This is a genomic window from Vibrio sp. 9-16B-A1 (assembly GCF_056726165.1).
The window spans coordinates 455,078-471,593 of record NZ_JBSDZD010000001.1 but is presented as its reverse complement, the minus strand read 5'-3'; the positions used below and the strand labels follow the sequence as shown (position 1 = coordinate 471,593).

18 protein-coding genes are annotated in these 16,516 nt (G+C 51.2%); 14 read left to right on the top strand and 4 right to left on the bottom strand.

All coding sequences use genetic code 11. The features are described 5' to 3' along the window. Nucleotides 1–11 precede the first annotated feature (11 nt). On the top strand, nt 12–746 hold the full coding sequence (locus ACVB80_RS02210; RefSeq protein WP_481079620.1) for a hypothetical protein: 735 nt from the start codon (nt 12–14) through the stop codon (nt 744–746). 41 nt (nt 747–787) lie between these two features. On the opposite strand, the gene ACVB80_RS02205 is transcribed toward ACVB80_RS02210, so the two are convergent. Beyond that, nucleotides 788–2,425, bottom strand: a complete 1,638-nt coding sequence (locus tag ACVB80_RS02205) for a methyl-accepting chemotaxis protein (RefSeq protein WP_481079619.1) — start codon at nt 2,423–2,425, stop codon at nt 788–790. A 765-nt stretch (nt 2,426–3,190) separates the two neighbouring features. Between ACVB80_RS02205 and ACVB80_RS02200 the strand changes: the two genes are divergently transcribed. Beyond that, nucleotides 3,191–3,379 carry a hypothetical protein gene (locus ACVB80_RS02200; RefSeq protein ID WP_481079618.1) on the top strand — a complete coding sequence of 63 codons (189 nt, stop codon included), beginning with the start codon at nt 3,191–3,193 and terminating at the stop codon, nt 3,377–3,379. Nucleotides 3,380–3,500: 121 nt separating this feature from the next. On the opposite strand, the gene ACVB80_RS02195 is transcribed toward ACVB80_RS02200, so the two are convergent. Beyond that, on the bottom strand, nt 3,501–5,141 hold the full coding sequence (locus ACVB80_RS02195; RefSeq protein ID WP_481079617.1) for a methyl-accepting chemotaxis protein: 1,641 nt from the start codon (nt 5,139–5,141) through the stop codon (nt 3,501–3,503). A 299-nt stretch (nt 5,142–5,440) separates the two neighbouring features. On the opposite strand from ACVB80_RS02195, the gene ACVB80_RS02190 reads away from it, so the two are divergent. The 4 genes from ACVB80_RS02190 to pstB all read left to right on the top strand — a co-directional run bounded on the left by ACVB80_RS02190 (nt 5,441) and on the right by pstB (nt 8,961). Beyond that, on the top strand, nt 5,441–6,262 hold the full coding sequence (locus tag ACVB80_RS02190; protein WP_481079616.1) for a phosphate ABC transporter substrate-binding protein: 822 nt from the start codon (nt 5,441–5,443) through the stop codon (nt 6,260–6,262). A 79-nt stretch (nt 6,263–6,341) separates the two neighbouring features. After that, nucleotides 6,342–7,274 (top strand): phosphate ABC transporter permease subunit PstC, encoded by a 933-nt coding sequence (pstC, locus tag ACVB80_RS02185; protein WP_481079615.1) that lies wholly within the window; start codon nt 6,342–6,344, stop codon nt 7,272–7,274. Between the two features lies 1 nt (nt 7,275). Further along, nucleotides 7,276–8,139, top strand: coding sequence for a phosphate ABC transporter permease PstA (pstA, locus tag ACVB80_RS02180; RefSeq protein WP_481079614.1), 864 nt, complete (start codon nt 7,276–7,278; stop codon nt 8,137–8,139). Nucleotides 8,140–8,211: 72 nt separating this feature from the next. After that, nucleotides 8,212–8,961: a phosphate ABC transporter ATP-binding protein PstB gene (gene pstB / locus ACVB80_RS02175; protein ID WP_481079613.1), complete on the top strand. Its 750-nt coding sequence runs from the start codon at nt 8,212–8,214 to the stop codon at nt 8,959–8,961. 161 nt (nt 8,962–9,122) lie between these two features. On the opposite strand, the gene ACVB80_RS02170 is transcribed toward pstB, so the two are convergent. Both ACVB80_RS02170 and ACVB80_RS02165 read right to left on the bottom strand, forming a co-directional pair. Further along, complete coding sequence (locus tag ACVB80_RS02170) at nt 9,123–10,115, bottom strand: phage integrase (protein WP_481079612.1); 993 nt, start codon at nt 10,113–10,115, stop codon at nt 9,123–9,125. Next, on the bottom strand, nt 10,112–10,780 hold the full coding sequence (locus ACVB80_RS02165) for a S24 family peptidase (protein WP_481079611.1): 669 nt from the start codon (nt 10,778–10,780) through the stop codon (nt 10,112–10,114). The genes ACVB80_RS02170 and ACVB80_RS02165 overlap by 4 nt, the downstream gene beginning before the upstream one ends. A gap of 124 nt (nt 10,781–10,904) precedes the next feature. On the opposite strand from ACVB80_RS02165, the gene ACVB80_RS02160 reads away from it, so the two are divergent. The 8 genes from ACVB80_RS02160 (at nt 10,905) to ACVB80_RS02125 (ending at nt 16,514) form a co-directional block, all read left to right on the top strand. Further along, a complete protein-coding gene (locus ACVB80_RS02160) occupies nt 10,905–11,156 on the top strand; it encodes a hypothetical protein (RefSeq protein WP_481079610.1) in 252 nt (83 codons plus the stop codon). Between the two features lie 191 nt (nt 11,157–11,347). Then, nucleotides 11,348–11,542, top strand: coding sequence for a helix-turn-helix domain-containing protein (locus ACVB80_RS02155; RefSeq protein WP_481079609.1), 195 nt, complete (start codon nt 11,348–11,350; stop codon nt 11,540–11,542). Further along, the gene (locus tag ACVB80_RS02150; RefSeq protein WP_481079608.1) at nt 11,539–13,542 is read left to right on the top strand and encodes a replication endonuclease; all 2,004 of its coding nucleotides are present in this window, start codon (nt 11,539–11,541) and stop codon (nt 13,540–13,542) included. The genes ACVB80_RS02155 and ACVB80_RS02150 overlap by 4 nt, the downstream gene beginning before the upstream one ends. A gap of 78 nt (nt 13,543–13,620) precedes the next feature. Continuing rightward, nucleotides 13,621–13,998, top strand: coding sequence for a hypothetical protein (locus ACVB80_RS02145; RefSeq protein ID WP_481079607.1), 378 nt, complete (start codon nt 13,621–13,623; stop codon nt 13,996–13,998). Beyond that, complete coding sequence (locus ACVB80_RS02140; protein ID WP_481079606.1) at nt 13,999–14,478, top strand: hypothetical protein; 480 nt, start codon at nt 13,999–14,001, stop codon at nt 14,476–14,478. After that, complete coding sequence (locus tag ACVB80_RS02135; protein ID WP_481079605.1) at nt 14,479–15,138, top strand: type IV secretory system conjugative DNA transfer family protein; 660 nt, start codon at nt 14,479–14,481, stop codon at nt 15,136–15,138. 260 nt (nt 15,139–15,398) lie between these two features. After that, nucleotides 15,399–16,235 (top strand): major capsid protein P2, encoded by an 837-nt coding sequence (locus ACVB80_RS02130; protein ID WP_481079604.1) that lies wholly within the window; start codon nt 15,399–15,401, stop codon nt 16,233–16,235. 9 nt (nt 16,236–16,244) lie between these two features. Further along, the gene (locus tag ACVB80_RS02125) at nt 16,245–16,514 is read left to right on the top strand and encodes a hypothetical protein (RefSeq protein WP_481079603.1); all 270 of its coding nucleotides are present in this window, start codon (nt 16,245–16,247) and stop codon (nt 16,512–16,514) included. Nucleotides 16,515–16,516: the final 2 nt, after the last annotated feature.

The window sequence follows — 16,516 nt, the reverse complement described above, 5'->3', positions numbered from 1 at the left end:
TGGTGTCCTTAATGCTCAACAGATTTATCGCTATTCCCGCTCTTATCGTCCTGCTTTCTGCCTGTGGTGGTGAGGGTTCTTCCGTTTCGTCTTCTCAGACAACTTCTCAGCTGAAATCAGCCCGAATTAAAGTCTATCATCTTGCTGAAACCTCAATGGCGGCGGACGCAGACCCATCTGACCCGGCTCCGGTAGAAGTCTCAGCCATTGCCGCAGGCAAAGGGCCGAAGACTCTGCTGAACAGCACCCTGTTTGGTGCGGCGCAATGGTCTGATTTGTCGATGGAAGGCGACAGTGTGGTGGTCGTGTTTGAACTGAAAGAGCCAAACACTCAGTCTGTTATTTACTCAACCGCACCGCAATCGATCCTGGCGGGCCACGAGTATTATCTGTTTGCAGCCGGAACAAAAAAAGGCGGAGACCTTCGCCTGAAGCTGACCGAAAAGCCGGCCCCGGTTGCTAAAGGGGAGACGGAAAGTGTTTTTCGCGTGGCTAACTTCAACACCGGCGAAAAGACTGACTTATATATAGACGGAACGCGCGCACAGCAGGATCTGGAACCGGATACCCTGTCTGAGCCGGTGGTGCTGAACAAAATGGGCAGCATCATCACCAGTTTTGTGAAACCCGGTGGCGATGCCAGCGCCGATGAAATCAAACGCTGCGAGTACGGCCACAAGTTCACCGAATCCGATGGCATCGCCGTTTATGATCCGGCTGGCCTATGCCGTAAGCTGTTACCTTAGCGCACAAAACCGAGGACCCCGCACCGAGGACCTCGAACCGTTTATACCTTAAACTCATAAACCTGCTCATTCAGCCGCTGAGCCATGTTGCTCAGCTGCTCGCTCGACTGAGAGGTCTGGCTGGTGCCGGCCTCTGTCTGCTCGGCTACGGCCGTAATACTGCTCAGGCTGGCGCTGATGTCTGAGATTTGCAGGCGCTGCTCTTCGGCAGAAGTCGCAATGTCATTGGCTGCTGAGGTCAGGGTCTCAATGGTCTGCCCGATGCTTGCCAGCGCTTCGCCACACTGGTTGGCTTTTTCTATTCCTCTTCCGGTCTGTTCTTCACAGCTTCGCATGGTAGTTACCGTCTGTTCTACACCGGCCTGCAGGTCTGTGATGATGGCCTGAATGCTGCCGGTGGACTCCTGGGTGCGTTGCGCCAGGGTTCTAACCTCATCGGCTACTACGGCAAAACCACGTCCCTGCTCTCCGGCCCTTGCGGCTTCAATCGCCGCGTTAAGCGCCAGCAGGTTGGTTTGTTCCGCTATTTGCTTGATAACGTCCAGGATGGCATCAATTTGCTGTGAAGACTTCTCCAGTTCACTGGCTACATCTACGGCCTCAGAGACCCGTTCAGCCACACAGGAGATGGCTTCGATATTTTCCTGCATTTCCCGGGTGCCGAGTGCGACAGCCTGCGAGGACTCACCAGTAGCGCTCAGAACCAGGTTGGCTTTGTCTGTCACCAGGTCTGCTGAAGCGGCCAGATTTTCCATCCGGTCGTTAACCATGCTGGTCTGCTGTTTTTGTTCGCGGATCCCGGCCTGGATTTGGCTGGTCACGCACGAAAGCTCTTCAGCCTGAGAGGCGAGGGAGCCGGTATTGCGGTGGATATTGACTACCACTTCGCGCAGGTTGGCGTTCATCTTGTTAAATGCGGTCGCCATGGTGGAGAGCTCATCACGGCCTTTACTCTGCATCACGACAGAGAGATCCTTCTCGTCTGCGATAAGAACCATGGTCCGGGTCAGTTTGTTCATCGGCTTGAGAATGTTTGATGCGATGGTGGAGGAGACCAGGATCAGACCAGCGACGATAAGCGTGGTGGTCAGGGCGGTAGTCATCAGCTCTTTTTCAAAGGTCTGCTCAACATCGGCAAAGTACACCCCGGTACCGACCACCCATGGCAGAGAAGATGTCTTCATGACAAATGAGATCTTATCGTCCATCTCCTTACTGCCAGGCACCGGCCACTGGTAGTCTACAAAGCCTTTGCCTGCCGATTTTGCGGTGTTGACGAACTGCGAGAAGGCATAAGAGATGTAGTGCTCGTGATGTGTCACCATGTTATTACCTGTCAGCGCGGGTTTGGTGGCATGCATCAGCATTTGACCATCAAGGTCATTGATCCAGAAGTAGCCATTATCGCCATAGCGCATGGCTTCAATCTGTTTAAGCGCCAGTGACCGCAACTCTTCATCCGACAGGGTTAAGTTACCACTGTTTGTCCCCAGGGCATCAATCTGATGGACTGCGCTTTCAACCAGAGACTGCGCAGCCTGCATCCGTTCATAAATAATTTGTTCTTTGAGGTTGTAAGCCGAAGTGATTTTGGCCGCCAGGATCAGAACACTCGCAATAGCGATGATCAGACGAATTTTGGCCGAAACTTTCAGCCGGTTAAGGATGGTGGCGAACATAATGTCCCTGTTTGTTGATAAATGGTCTCATTTGTCTGGTTGATGGATTCTATTGAAGAGATTGATAAAGGGAACCTTATGTTTTGCTAAATGCGATCTAATCTACATTTTGCTCAATATAAATATATGAAATTTAGATTAAATTGTCTGTTTGTTGAAATGTAACTGTGTGTGTAGGGTGTCATACCGTAAAGCGGCGGACAGCAACACCTGCCAGCAGGGATCACAGGTTTTGCGTTTGGTTTTTGGAAATATCCGGGACTGGCATGGCTTTTTCCGGTTGGTGGATATTTGGATTAGTTATATTCAGGGAAGAAAGAATTGCTTTTTTATACATGATATGGCGGCCACCCTCGTTTTTTCAGGGCCTTAACGGTGATGTTCCTGCTTGTGGGGGACAAACTGGTGGGGGAGGGATGTGCTGCAGATTTTGCAAAATACGGTCGGTTATTCTGCCGGATACAGGAACCGGCCAGAACGGCATAAACCCTTGTGGGAGCAGGTTCAAATTATTGAAATGCTCAAATTGTAAACGAAATGTTTCTGACGTTTGTCCGTTGCAGGGATGAATCCCGTTTATTCAGTCACCATGCTGTTTCCTGAATAGTTATGCAACGATTTTAAATCCGGGCCAATCTTGCGTGTTAACGGAATGTTGCATAAGAAAATCTAATCCGAATCTGGAAGATTTGTCATTATTTAACCAGGAAGAAATTGCCTATTATTACCCCATCAAAACTTAAAACTATTTTTTGTGAGGCAATCATGGCACAGGTAATGCAAATCGGCACAATCGCAGCTCCAGCGTCAATGGACAAGAAATCTTACGCTGTTAACTTCAAAGGATTGATTGCTCACCTTCTGGACATCCTTTTCGTAAGCGATACAGAAAAGAGCTACAACGCAAACGAGCTGTCATCACACATGCAGCGCGATATCGGTCTTTACCGATAACAAACCGGACTCCGGACAGCTGAGAAGCCCGCATTTAATGCGGGCTTTTTGTTGTCTTAAGAAAGTTAAAAAAAAAAGCGAAGCGCCCGGCGCTTCGCTTTGATTACGTATTTTGTCTAAATCAGCACTTAAAGAACCTCAGCTGGTCTTTTTGCTGTTCAGCAAGCTCAGACAGCTCTTTACTCGCTTCGCTTGACTGAAGGACGCCTGTGACGTTCTGGCTGACCAGCTCGTAGATATTTGCGATATTACGGTTAATATCATCGGTGACCTGGCTCTGCTCTTCCGCTGCTGTTGCTACCTGGTTGTTGATGTTGGTCATCGCATCCATTGCGCCACTGATCCCATCCAGAGAGTCGCGCACCTGAACGGTCAGTTCACGGTTGCTTTCCAGCACTTCCATGCTCGCCTGCATATTGGTGTTGGCAACACCGGACTGGGCCTGCAGTTCTTCGATAATCGACTCGATCTCCATGGTCGATTCCTGAGTGCGCGCGGCCAGCATACGCACTTCATCAGCAACCACGGCAAAACCACGTCCGCTTTCACCGGCACGGGCGGCTTCAATCGCTGCGTTCAGTGCCAGCAGGTTGGTTTGCTCAGAGACGCCGCGGATCACTTCAATCACCGAACCAATCTTCTCAGACTGAGCTTTCAGGTTTGTCACCACGTCAGCCGCCTGTGCCAGCTGAGCGGCCATCTGCTCGCTTGCTTCACTTGCCTGGTTAAACATCGTGAGGCTGGCGTCTGCCATCTGATTTGCCTCAGCAGAAGCGGTATCCGCTTCTACGGCGTTGGTGTTGACGTTTTGCGCCGTGCTGGACAGCTCATTTACGGCAGAAGCAACCTGCTCAACTTCCAGTTTCTCCTGCTCACTGTTGGCCTGGGTCTGGACCATCACGGCAGCCAGTTCAGTTGCTGCAGAGGCCACACTGTCACTGATGCCGACCAGAGAACCCACGGTGGTTCGCAGGTGGTTAACGGTAGCATTAACATCGGCAGCCAGCGCAGCTACTTCGTCTTCACCTTCAACCCCGGCCTGAACGGTCATATTTCCTGAAGCAACATCGCGCATTACCAGTTGCAGGCGCTTAATTGGCGCCACGATAAGACCGGCGATGAACCAGCACGCGGTCAGCGCAACCAACAGCATAACGATCATGCCCACTGTTGATGCATTCAGAACGAGCGTGTGCTGAGCTTCACGTGACAGCAATATTTTCTCAGCTTCACGGTCCATACTGGCTGAAAGCGCGTCGATATTCTGAATAATTTCTTCACCAAGGGCACCATACTTTCGGATGAGTTGCTGGTGCTGATCGAGGAACGCTTCATCGTCGCGGCCATTCAGGTATTGGCCAACAACCGGGATGATCTGGTTTTTGGTCAGATCCCTGTAGCTCTGTATTGAGCGTTCCAGTGTTCTGATCTCATCGCTCAGGGAGCCATGACTTTTCAGCGGTGCCAGCATCTGTTCAATTTTGCTGTGGCGTTGGCTGAGAGTGGAATCCAGCTGATTGAGTTTATCCAGATCGCTCAGACCATAGACCGCGGCAATACGCATGCGGAAAGCCGCATCATCGAGCCCGGAAATGGCGTCTTTCTGGTTTGCCAGATTTTCCGCCGATGAGGCTACTTCATTAAATGCGTTGCGCAGTTCGCCGGAGGAGAAGAGAAGTCCGCCTACCATAATCACTAGGGTAAACAGCATAGGTACCATGACCTGAGTTTTAATAGAAAGCCTTTTCAATGATGAGTTCATAGCTAGCCCTGATTATTTATCCTTTTGTTATTAGAGGGGATTTATTCTATTAGGACTGCAGCTGGTTGCAATTGAAAAAGTTTGGGTTGGCGCACATTATTTATAGAACGGATGCCCGAATCCCTTGCGCGGCCAGGAGCCATTGAGGCAACTGAATTTGTTAGCTTTTGTTTCAGAAAAATGACAGTGACTGTCATACAGGATTCAAACAGGTGAAACGTAACTGTCATATTTCCCTCCTAAAGTGAGCAGCGTTCAAGTGAAACACAACGGCAACTATGCCTCTTAAGGAAATTGTGATGAAAAAGACAGTAATCGGTGCACTAGCTCTTCTTGGCACACTAACAGTAAATCCAGTTCTGGCGAAAGAAACTATTTCTGCAGTGGGCTCAAGCAGCGTAACGCCACTGATGGAAGTTTTCTCAGAAACATATATGAAGACCAACTCGAACGTATTTATTGAAGTTCAGGGGCCCGGCTCTTCTGCTGGCGTTAAGGCCGCGAAAAACGGCAGTGCTGATTTGGGCATGTCTTCCCGTAACCTGAAGACATCAGAAAAAGAAGCAACCCTGGTTGAAGAAGTGGTTGCCCGTGACGGTATCGCAGTAGTCGTTAACCCGAAAAACGGCCTGAAAGGTCTGACTGCTGAGCAGGTAACGGCAATCTACAAGGGTGAAGTGACTAACTGGAAAGACGTGGGTGGTGCTGACAAGCCAATCGTAGCGATTACCCGTGACACTGCTTCAGGTACCCGCGGTGCATTCGAAGACATCATGAAGCTGAAGAAGAAAATCGCAGGCAAAAAAGTTTCTGCTATCTCTCAGCGCGCTCAGGTTGCTAACGGTAACGGTGCACTGAAAACCATGGTTGCAAGCAACCCTTACGCTATCGGCTATATCTCTCTGGGTACGGTAGACGCATCTGTACACGCTCTGGCGGTAGATGGTGTTCCGGCTTCTGTTGAAAACGTGAAGAACGGCTCTTACAAAGTAGCCCGTCCATTCCTGGTTCTTTACAAGAAGGGCAAACCTTCTGCAGAAACTCAGAAGTTCCTGGACTGGATGCTGACAAATGAAGCCCAGTCAATCGTAGCGAAGAAAGGCTACATCTCAGTTAACTAATCAAACTTTATCATCCTTGCTCAGCTCGCAAGAGCTGAGCTCTTTTCCCATCTCGAAACTTTCGATATGAGTATTTGTTATGTCCATCGCGTTAAATAGTGAAGACTCTTTGAAGAGTGAAAACACACAACCGCAGATCAGTAAACTTCGCACCAAACAGGGTGTGGATGTTAAAGAGCGTATTTTCCATGCGCTGTTTCTCTCCAGTGCGGTTATCGGTATCGTTTCTCTTGCCACTATTGCTTACTTTATCGTTGCCGAGAGTATCCCGGCATTTCAGGAAGCCGGTGTAAGCGGCATCGTATTGGGCCAGGACTGGTTACCACCTGCGCTGTACGGCGTTGCAACCATGATTGTTGCCTCGGTTGTTTCTACTTTTGGTGCGGTTGTGGTGGGTGTGCCTGTTGGTGTTCTGACCGCTGTCTTTATCGCAGAAATCGCGCCCAAACCAGTAGCGAATCTTATCCGCCCGGCGGTAGAGCTTCTGGCGGGTATCCCATCGGTTGTCTACGGCTTCTTTGGTTTGGTTATCATTGTTCCTCTGATTCAGAACGTATTCGACGTACCTGCGGGTAACACCATTCTGGCCGGTATTGTCGTTCTGGGTGTGATGATCCTGCCAACGGTGATCACTGTATCGGAAACCTCGATTCGCGCCGTACCCCGCTCATATAAAGAGGGTTCGCTGGCGCTGGGCGCTTCGAAAATCTACACCATCTTTAAACTGCTTGTTCCTGCTGCCCGCTCGGGGATCATGACGGGTGTCATTCTGGGCATTGCCCGTGCGCTGGGTGAGACCATGGCGATCATCATGGTAATGGGTAACGCCCCGGCGATGCCGGAAGGCCTGCTGGACTCAGCGCGTACCCTGACAGCAAACATTGCGATTGAAATGTCGTACGCAAGTGGCGTTCACGCCAACGCACTGTACGCAACCGGCGTCGTTCTGCTGGTATTCATCATGACCTTAAACGGTATTCTTCTATACCTGAACCGTCAGAAGGCGAAGTAAGATGGACAAGCTAAAGCTTAAAAAAGCACGTAACTTTAAAGACAACATGCTGAATGTCTTCGTCTGGGCAGCAGCAGCCCTGACGGTAGGCTTTCTGTTCTGGATCATCTGGTACATCCTGTCTAACGGTCTGAAACACGTTGACTGGGCATTCATTACCGATAACTACACCCGCACCGGTGAAGAGCACGGTATCTTCCCGATGATCGTTTCAACAATTTACATGGTTGTAGCTTCCATTGCTGTTGCTGCGCCACTGGGTATCATGACCGCTATCTACCTGACTGAGTACGCCAAGGTCGGCAGTAAGCTGGTTAAAGTTATCCGTTTCTGTACCGAATCCCTGGCGGGTATCCCGTCGATTATCTTCGGTCTGTTCGGTATGACGTTCTTTGTTGCCATCCTGGGACTGGGTTTCTCAATTCTGTCAGGTGCGCTGACGCTGAGTATTCTTATCCTGCCGGTTATTATCCGTACCACGGAAGAAGCCCTGATGGCAGTACCGCAAACTTACCGTGAAGGTTCTTACGGTCTGGGTGCATCCAAAATTTACACCATCTGGCGCCTCATTCTGCCGAGTGCGATGCCAGGTATCTTAACCTCGGTCATTCTGAGTATTGGTCGTGTCATCGGTGAATCTGCTCCGGTATTTCTTACCGCGGGTATGGTTGCACGTATCCCGGACTCCCTGCTGGACTCTGGTCGTACGCTGACCGTTCACCTGTATAAGCTGACAACTGAGCTGTTCACTATTGAAGAGTGGAATCAGGCTTACGGTACCGCTACCGTACTGATTGTTGTCGTACTGATTATCAACACGCTGACGAAGCTGATCGCGAAGAAATTCAATACCGCGACTTACTAAGCCCGTTTGTTTAACGGATAGCTGCTTACAGCACTGACACTGACAGAGTTTACGAATTAAGAGATGACGAAAATGAACAAATTTAACATTGAAAACCTGGATCTTTTCTACGGCGACAACCAGGCATTGAAAGCAATCAACCTGCCAATTCCTGCACGTCAGGTAACGGCGCTTATCGGCCCGTCTGGCTGTGGTAAATCCACCCTGCTGCGCTGTCTGAACCGCATGAACGACCTTATCGAAGGCGTGACCATCAAAGGCAAGCTGGATATGGATGGTCAGGACGTATATGGCAACATCGACGTGGCAGACCTGCGTATCAAAGTTGGCATGGTTTTCCAGAAGCCAAACCCGTTCCCAATGAGCATCTACGAGAACGTGGCTTACGGCCTGCGCGCTCAGGGTATCAAAGACAAGAAGCACATCGACAGGGTAGTGGAAGACTCCCTGCGCGGCGCTGCCCTGTGGGATGAAGTTAAAGACCGCCTGAAATCACACGCTTTTGGCCTGTCTGGTGGTCAGCAGCAGCGCCTGTGTATCGCCCGCACCATTGCGATGGCACCGGACGTGATCCTGATGGACGAACCAACGTCAGCGCTGGACCCAATCGCTACTCATAAAATCGAAGAACTGATGGAAGATCTGAAGAAGAACTACACCATCGTTATCGTTACCCACTCAATGGCACAGGCGCGCCGTATCTCAGACCGCACCGCCTTCTTCCTGATGGGCGAACTGGTCGAACACGACAACACCGAAACCATCTTCACCAGCCCCCGCGATGACCGCACTCAGGGCTATGTAAATGGTGATTTCGGTTAATTATTTTACTGGCACTAAACTTATAACTATAAGCGATGGTACTTATTGCCCCTCTATGAGGGGCTTTTTTTATGCGTCAAGAAAAGTTGTTTGTGGTTATGTTATTGAAACTAATGGTATTTCTCTCTTGTTTGTAATCAGGGAAAGTCAGGAAAAATTAACTATGTGGGCAAGTTGTGGTCACTTTGGAGTGGGTTGAGCCTTATGGCATCTTGCAGATAGTCAGGCGCAAGGTGGGCATATTCCATAGTTTGCTTTATATCTTTATGACCAAGGATTTTCTGCAAGGTGAGGATATTCCCGCCGTGCATCATAAAGTAACTGGCAAAGGAATGGCGTAAGCTGTGGATCTTTTGTCCTTTCGGTAAGTCGAATTTTAGCTCTGTCATTACATAACGTAATTTTTGCTGGGGATCTCTGCTGAAAACGGCTCCACCATCTTTAGGGTATAAACGGTCATACAGTTCTTTCGAAATCGGCACTGTCCGGGATTTATCTGTTTTGGTTTCAGTAAACCGGATTCGATAGGGTGATAGGTTACTCGCTTTTAAAGTGATAGTTTCACGCCACCTTGAACCGGTAGACAGGCAAACATCTACTGCCAGGGCTAAATCCCGGTCATCTTTGATATGTTCACGTAAAACCGCTATTTGCTCTTTGGTCAGATAGGCCATTTCCGGCCTTTTTTCTACCGGGCGTTTTATCCCTTTCATAGGGTTTTCTTGAGTAAAGTCACCTGTTGCTATCAGTTCGGTGAAAACGTTGCTGATACAGTTAGTTGCCCGTCGAATTGTGCCTGTAGCCTGACCTTTTTCAGCCCGCCCTCTCTGCCAGTCAGTTATAAGAGTGGCATCAATTTGGCTGACAGTTGGATCCCCAAGTTCTTTGCAAACCAGTTTCAGGTGCCGGTGGTAGCTGCTTGCAGTTCGTTTGAACTGTCCTGCTTTTTTCCACCAAAGCTCAATTAGCTCGGAAAGGTGGCGGTTGTCTTTTGGTAAACCCAGCCATTCTTTGTTGTGAGCTGTCGCCAAGATATGTTTTTCATAGGCCAGAGCCTCTGATTTTTTATCAAATTTGCGGCGATAGCGTTTGCCCTGCCTGCCAGCAGGACGAACGTCAACGAGCCATTTATCACCGTCTTTTTTGATTGTCATAGGACTTCTTTCATCAGAGTTGTAATGGCTTTGCCAATGATTTTGAAGTTACGGCCGTTGTTGTGGTCGATTTTAAAGCTCTTGTATTTCGGGTTATCTGAAATTACGTCATACAGGCCGTTCTCAATATCCCACTGCAGGCGCTTAACGAAAACGGCACCGTCAATACTGATGACATAAACGCCATTCGCAACCGGGTGCGGCCTTTCCCGAATATCTACCAGCAGGCGATCCTTACTGCATAGAGTCGGTTCCATTGAGTCACCCTCAACAAAAATCACCGAGGCGGTTTGGTCACAAAGACCGTAGACGGATAACCAGTCACACGGGATAAGTTGGACACCGATTTGAAACTCTGATTCTACTAGCGTTCCTGCGCCCGCTGCTGCGTGAACGTCATACACTGGCAAACTGCACCATTCTTTAATGTCCTTTAGCGGTTCAATCTTCTTCACGTTGCTTGGAGGGAGCGAACCGTACTTCTGATTTAATACTTCTAATACGTCATCGTGAAAGTTGGAAATGTGGTACTCCATAGAACGGCCATGCCCAACTGCTTTTCGTTTTATCCAGTTGTTTCTGCGGGCTTTTTGGCTTATTCCATTCACGTCATTAGGCATGCCGGGGAGGCCAACTAGCTCAGAGCTTAAAAACCATTCCTTCATAATTCATAACCTTTTAGGTTGACGGATGACTGATTAGATCGTTTAATACGCCATAATCAGTCATTAATAATTCATATTCTACGGTTGTGAGAGGTCGAGAATATGCCAATAGAGGTAATAAACCATGATAGGTCATAAAGAGTCATTAGGGAATGGTCAAACAAGCAATTATGCGCCTTTTGTTACACCGGAGAAGTATGCCGAGCTGACGGGATACACGCTGGATGCTGTCAAATGCCAGGTTCAGACCGGAAAGCTGCCCGTGATCCGTCGTGAGGGTGGTCGTCGTGGCCGAACCCTGATCAATATGCGTGCTCTGGAAATGTATGCAGTTGAGCAGGCTGCTGTTTATGAAGATTGGAAAGCTGCGATTTAAGGAGGCTTTCTGATGATCCTTGATCCTATTCATAAACCCTGCCCGGATATGGCGGGCACGGTGAACCCTGACCCTGAGTTAACCCAAAAATCCCTTGAGTGGGTATCGCGCCTTTTATCTGACGTTCGCCGTCAGACGAAGCCAGCACGCAAATCCCACATTCCCGCCCGATTCCGTCAAAAGGCAAACACATGAGTCAATTTCCAATGTCAGCTATTGCGCTGAAACAAGCCCGCAAACGCACCGGTTTAAGCCAATTTGAGTTTATTGCAAAGCATCAGCTTGACGTAACTCAAGCGACTTTCTCACGTTGGGAGAAAGGGCGCATTGTTGTACCTGCTGAGGTGCTGATCAAAGTCGGTGCTCTGCAAGCGGTTACGTTGTGAAGACTTACACCAAAACCACCAATAACCCGCTGACTAAGCTCCCGGACGCTCTGCGTCAGGAGCTGGCGACGTTCGTTGTGAAAAATCAGGCAACCGCGCCGGCACTGGCAATGGTGTCCGGCTCCCGCTCTGGTGGTCAAACACCACGTGAGCGGGTATTTGCGTTTGCTGCGCAGGTTGCCAATCAGTTCAAGCTACCGGGTGACATTAAAAACTATCTGGATAAAGCCTCTGCTGCCCGCCTGCGTAAGTATGGTTTCAAGCGCGCACTGGCCTTTATCGAGTCCCGCGCCCCGGCGGCGTTCTCTGCTTTGTCGGTACTGCCAGAGCCATGGTGGAAACTGGATAACGAGTTCAAGCGCGCACGTCTTGCCACGGAATTGGCAGGGCGCGCCCGCATGCACTTGGAAAACGCCACCAGTGAGCGCTATGGCAGCGGCCTTTCTGTGAAAGACACGCTGTTGATGATTGACCAGCATGTAGGTTCTGGCCTCTGGATGCCGCACTTGGTGCCGGATGACAAAGTAGGGTCGGATGATGACTTGTGTTACTCGATGCTGGTGCGCCTGATGGATGAGTCCGTGTGGAAAAAAGCCATTGAGAAACAGGTCGCCGCAGCGTTTGAAAATGCCCGCCGCGCTGTGGGCATGGTATCGCCGCACGTTTCCCCTTATGCGTCATTCTCGGCCTGTGAGTGGCTCAAAATCCGCCAAGACCGTCAGCGTGAGTGGTTAGAGCTTATGGCGATTGAGTCTGAAAAGGGCGATGTACTGGATATGGGCGATGTGTACAGAAGTTCTGTCGCTAACCCGGAGAACCGCCGTCATGAGCTGATGACCCGCATTGCAGGCTGTCAGGAATACGCCGATTCAAACAACCATGTCGCGGTGTTCGTCACCATGACCGCGCCGGGCAAGTATCACCGCCTCAAAATGCGCGGTAAATACTGGGTGGAAAATCCTCTGTGGAACGGTGCACCGCCGCAACTGGCGCACCAGTGGCTTTCCCTGTCTTGGCAGCGGTTCAGGGCGGCTGCAGACCGCGCAGAGCTGACCTACTACGGCATGCGGGTAGTCGAACCACACACAGACGGAACCCCACACTGGCATGGCGTGTTTTTCCTGCCGCTTGAGCATGTAGGCGCGTTTATCTCGCTCCTGCAGCACTACCAGTGGCAGCGCGACCAAGACGAGCTATACACCGAAGATGGCCAGCCGTTACCCAAAGCGATGAAAGCGCGGGTAAGCGTGGACGTTATCGACCGGGATAAAGGCGACGCCGTGTCCTATATCGCCAAATACATTGCCAAAAACGTGGACGGCTTCGGTCTTGACGGCCTGTCCGATCTCAATGCGAAGCAGGTAAAACTGCAGGAAACCATTGCCAACGTCACGGCGTGGTCGCGCACCTTTGGCTTTCGCCAGTTCCAGTTTCAGAAGACCCCAAGCGTAACGGTCTGGCGTGAGCTGCGCCGTATTGCTGACGAGCAGGAGTTTTGTCAGTTCGAGAAAGCGCGCCGTGCGGCTGACAGCGGATTTTTCTCTGCCTACTTCGATTACATGGGCGGTCACCGCCTGCCGCAGGCTCTGCGTCCAATCAAACCCTATGTGGAGCTATCCGAAAACAAGTACGGCGAGACGGTCACCAAAACTATCGGTTTGCAGGGTAGCGGCCTGACCGTGATCACCCGCGATATCGAATGGAAACTCATTAAAAAGCCGTCCGGCTTGCCGGAGGCTTCTCAAGCAGGCGGGAGCCTGCGCCCTTGGACTAGTGGCACTAACTGTACGCAAGCAGTCAGGCCAACCCGACAACAACAAATTATCAGCAACTTTTTCTTAGATATGGAACTCAACGGAGGCGGCACGCCGGAGTGGGAGGAGTTCTGGAACGCACGAGGAACCAATGAAGACATTACAAACGGAAACCCAGCGCCTTTTAGAGGAAATGGATACGGAATCCAAAGCCTACAAACCGCCGATGGGGTTCGGGTTCATTAAACCCTGGCTACATAAAACCGTCTGGCTGTTTAAAGCCTTTAACCAACGACTTAACGCCTTAGAGCAGGAGCGCAGCGAATGGAACAAGTAAACGAAATTTTAGGATACGTGGTGTGCAGCACCTGCCTGACCCCCAAAGCGATTAAGCAGGGCAAAGGCAAGCGGGCGGCTTTTGTGCATGGCCGCTGTGAATGTGGCCCGGATACCCGAACCGGCAAAGCCGCGCAGGAGAAAATGAAAGCCTTCAAACCGCTTGAGGAAGTCAAAGCGGAACTGGAAGCGCTGACCGCGCCTGCGCCGACCCCGGTTGCCAATCCAACCGAATCGAAACCGAACCCGGAGCCAAAGCCGGAACCGGAATCGAAGCCAATCGGCACCGCAACCTGTGTCGGTATTGGCGCTGTCTTGGGGCTGCTGTTTGGCGGTCTGGTAAAAACAATCAAAGTGGTGGCGTAAATGACAACCGTAGACACAGAAAACCAAATCGACATTGAAGAAATTGAGGGTGTGGAGGAACACTCCCCGGAGCAGGAAGCCGCGCTTTTGAGTGAGCTTGGCGATGAGGCCGATTTTGACCCGGAGCAGGCCGGACTGTCGGTGGCCGATAACAAGCAGGCACTGGCACAGGGTGCGGCTTCTGCGATGGCCGTGCTTGGGATTTCCGAGCAGATTTTTAAGCAGATGGGGCACAAGGATTTTGCTTTTGACCCATCACAGGCCGAAAACGTGGCGAATGCTGCCGCGCCGCTGCTGGTGAAGTATGGCGGTGAAATGCCGCCGTGGCTGGCCGCTTACAAGGAAGAGATTGCCTTTGTCATGGCAGCGGGTGCGCTGGGCTTTTCCTCTTACCAGCAAATCCGTCACCTTAAAGCGGCGGATGCGGCCAAGGAAGTGGAGCAGGAAACGGAATCCGAGCCAAAGGAGGAGACCCAATAAATGCAACCCATTAACCCGAATAATGCGCTTAAAAACGGCCATGTGTTTGCGGTTGGGATGAGTGGCAGCGGCAAAACCTCCGCTGCCAAAAAGCTCTTTATCAAAGATAAGGATCAGGTCGCTATCTTTGACCCAATGGGCGATTACACCGGCAAGCTGGCCGGGCGGGTGGTGCGCGGTTACAGCAACATTAAAGAGTTTGCCGCCGCCCTTATCGCCGGACGCAAAACCAAACAGGGCTTTAAGATTGCCTATCAACCCACTCACGAAACCACTCCCAAAGACTTTGACCGGTTCTGTCAGGTGGTTTGGGCAATGGGAAACGGTAAGCACAATAAACCGCTTAAAATCATTTGTGAGGAAGTCGCCGAGCACAGCGAGAATGCAGGCAAGGCCACCGGCTACCACGGCAAGATTTTACGCCTTGGGCGCAAGTTCAACCTGCACACCATCAACCTGTTTCAGCGGGGGCAGGAGGTGTCCAAAACCATCATTGATAACTGTCAGCGGGCCTGTGTGATGATGCAAAAGACCCGCGCCAGCGCTTCGTATCTGGAAAAAATGACCGGCATCCCGGCGCAGGACATTGACCAGCTCAACCCGCTTGAGTACCTGCTGCAGGACGGCAAAGCGTTCCAAAAAGGCGTCATTCGCTGGTGATTTGTGATTTAAATCACAATTATTCCCAACCGATTCCGAATAACCATTAGGAATCGAAACCAAATCTTTCCCTTAAATAGAAGTCGTTCCCCGCTCTGCGTGGAGCGGCTTTTTTATTTTCAAAAAGGAAAACAGATGAAACTGACAGGTAAAAACATTGCCATTGTGGCGGGCATTGCTGCGCTGGTATCTGGCGTGGTGGTTTGGGCATCCAATAACGTGGATGCAGTCGAAGACGTAATTGGTTAAGGGGCTGCGCCATGGAACTCATTAACACCAAATTCGCGCCACGTCCTAAAGAGCTGGATCCGCTTGAGGGTGTTGGCTGGGGTAACCGCGCTTCTTTGCGTCTGGTGTCAGGCCCGACTTATCACTCTATCGAGCTGGTAACCAACATCAAAAACCCGAAAGACATTGAGCGCGTGGAAGTCTCGCTTAACGGTTCGGCTAAATACAGCGTATCGGGCGAAGCACTGGTGGCGCTGCAGGCGCACCGCAAGACCTACGCCGAAGATGGTCGTTACATCATCTCATTCGGTGACCCGACCCTGCGCACCAAAATTGGTGTGCGTCAGACCGACCTTGTGACACTGCCTGGTGAAATCTGGTTTGTGCATATCCAGCTGAAAGCCAAAGACCCGGGTACTGACGCGCCAACCATTCGCGCCCGTGGTCACGTTCTGCCAGCGCAAAGCCAGCGTTACTACCTGCCGCGCCTGTATGAGCTGACGTGGTTTGCTGCCGCTTCTGGCCGTACCCCGTTTGACTTTGCCGAGCGCAGCCCGGCGCTGAACCTCAAGCGTATTCACTTCATTGACGACAGCATCAACCGGGTGCGTGTGGTGCGTGATACCTACGAGGAAATCAACGTCACCAAGGAAGACAACGCCTTTGACCTTGCGCAGGCCAAGAAAGAGCAAAACGACGGCTGGTTCAGTCTGGACTTTATCCGCTACGGCTTTGGCGCTGACGGCATGCTTAACACTGCCGCCCGTTCACAGCTGACCTTTGAGCTGGATAAATCGGCCATTGGCTCTGTGCCGGTGATTGTTGAAGCCGTTGAGCAGGTAAACGCACTGCCTACCGCCAGCGCGTAAGGGGGCGGCATGTTTGACGATTGGGGGGAAACCCTGAGCGGGCTTTCTGACTCTGTGGTGTCAGGCAGTCAGCGCTTTGTGGATTCGTGGTTTGACAGTGAGTCAGAGCGGGTCCGTCAGGCCGCGCCGGAGGAGCAGCGCCCAACCAGTGAGCCTGCCCGCCAGCCAAACGGTCAGCCAATCCAGACCGGCTACGCGCCGCGCCTGAATACTACCACCATGCTGGTAGGCACCGGGCTTTTGTGCGCGCTGGTCTATCTGGTCGCAAAAAAGGGGTAAGC

Excerpts from the sequence above, each read along its gene's own strand:
- ACVB80_RS02210 (WP_481079620.1), top strand. The coding sequence starts at position 12 with ATGCTCAACAGATTTATCGCTATTCCCGCTCTTATCGTCCTGCTTTCT.
- ACVB80_RS02205 (WP_481079619.1), bottom strand. The coding sequence starts at position 2,425 with ATGTTCGCCACCATCCTTAACCGGCTGAAAGTTTCGGCCAAAATTCGT.
- ACVB80_RS02200 (WP_481079618.1), top strand. The coding sequence starts at position 3,191 with ATGGCACAGGTAATGCAAATCGGCACAATCGCAGCTCCAGCGTCAATG.
- ACVB80_RS02195 (WP_481079617.1), bottom strand. The coding sequence starts at position 5,141 with ATGAACTCATCATTGAAAAGGCTTTCTATTAAAACTCAGGTCATGGTA.
- ACVB80_RS02190 (WP_481079616.1), top strand. The coding sequence starts at position 5,441 with ATGAAAAAGACAGTAATCGGTGCACTAGCTCTTCTTGGCACACTAACA.
- pstC (WP_481079615.1), top strand. The coding sequence starts at position 6,342 with ATGTCCATCGCGTTAAATAGTGAAGACTCTTTGAAGAGTGAAAACACA.
- pstA (WP_481079614.1), top strand. The coding sequence starts at position 7,276 with ATGGACAAGCTAAAGCTTAAAAAAGCACGTAACTTTAAAGACAACATG.
- pstB (WP_481079613.1), top strand. The coding sequence starts at position 8,212 with ATGAACAAATTTAACATTGAAAACCTGGATCTTTTCTACGGCGACAAC.
- ACVB80_RS02170 (WP_481079612.1), bottom strand. The coding sequence starts at position 10,115 with ATGACAATCAAAAAAGACGGTGATAAATGGCTCGTTGACGTTCGTCCT.
- ACVB80_RS02165 (WP_481079611.1), bottom strand. The coding sequence starts at position 10,780 with ATGAAGGAATGGTTTTTAAGCTCTGAGCTAGTTGGCCTCCCCGGCATG.
- ACVB80_RS02160 (WP_481079610.1), top strand. The coding sequence starts at position 10,905 with ATGATAGGTCATAAAGAGTCATTAGGGAATGGTCAAACAAGCAATTAT.
- ACVB80_RS02155 (WP_481079609.1), top strand. The coding sequence starts at position 11,348 with ATGAGTCAATTTCCAATGTCAGCTATTGCGCTGAAACAAGCCCGCAAA.
- ACVB80_RS02145 (WP_481079607.1), top strand. The coding sequence starts at position 13,621 with ATGGAACAAGTAAACGAAATTTTAGGATACGTGGTGTGCAGCACCTGC.
- ACVB80_RS02140 (WP_481079606.1), top strand. The coding sequence starts at position 13,999 with ATGACAACCGTAGACACAGAAAACCAAATCGACATTGAAGAAATTGAG.
- ACVB80_RS02135 (WP_481079605.1), top strand. The coding sequence starts at position 14,479 with ATGCAACCCATTAACCCGAATAATGCGCTTAAAAACGGCCATGTGTTT.
- ACVB80_RS02130 (WP_481079604.1), top strand. The coding sequence starts at position 15,399 with ATGGAACTCATTAACACCAAATTCGCGCCACGTCCTAAAGAGCTGGAT.
- ACVB80_RS02125 (WP_481079603.1), top strand. The coding sequence starts at position 16,245 with ATGTTTGACGATTGGGGGGAAACCCTGAGCGGGCTTTCTGACTCTGTG.